This is a genomic window from Gordonia sp. UBA7860, from assembly GCF_002500165.1.
GTDB classification, from domain to species: Bacteria; Actinomycetota; Actinomycetes; order Mycobacteriales; family Mycobacteriaceae; genus Gordonia; species Gordonia sputi.
The window spans coordinates 2,593-3,103 of the sequence record NZ_DLSO01000186.1; the positions used below are offsets into that span (position 1 = coordinate 2,593).

The window sequence follows — 511 nt, forward strand, 5'->3', positions numbered from 1 at the left end:
CCCGGCAAGGTGACCGCCGCTGTACGCGACGTCTCCACCTTCTGGATCTTCAGCGGCGGCTACGAGTCGGCCGGTCGGCTCGACTGGCACAACCTGACGACCAATCGCAAGGGAACAGCGTTCGACACAGCGAAGATCGGACTCTACGTCGGGGGCCCGACATTCAAGCTCAACACCGGACCGGGCAGGGTGCGCGTGACACTCAGCGCCGTCAACCGCAATGCCCTCTGGACCATTCCCAGTACGGCATGCAGCGGAACCCTGACCGTCACGTAGCGAACCGACCAAGAGAGAGAGAAGACATCATGAGAAGCACACGAATTCGCACAACCGTTGCTGCCTCCGCCACAGCAGCTGCCCTTACAATAGGCACTCTGACCGGCCTCACCCACGGCGCAGGCGACGCTTCGGCGCAGTACAACCGCTCGTTCCCCCTGTCGAACTGCTTCGGGCTCAGTCCCAACATCGTCGACGTGCCATTCATGCCGCCCGGCGTGAACGTCAGCGAGTA

Annotated in this window: 2 pseudogenes; both read left to right on the forward strand. The window is 62.6% G+C overall.

Features of this window, described 5'->3' with window-relative positions:
- Positions 1-276 (forward strand): annotated as a pseudogene (locus B3T59_RS22495) (hypothetical protein); the annotation flags it as partial.
- A gap of 29 nt (positions 277-305) precedes the next feature.
- A pseudogene (locus tag B3T59_RS22500) lies at positions 306-511 on the forward strand (hypothetical protein); the annotation flags it as partial.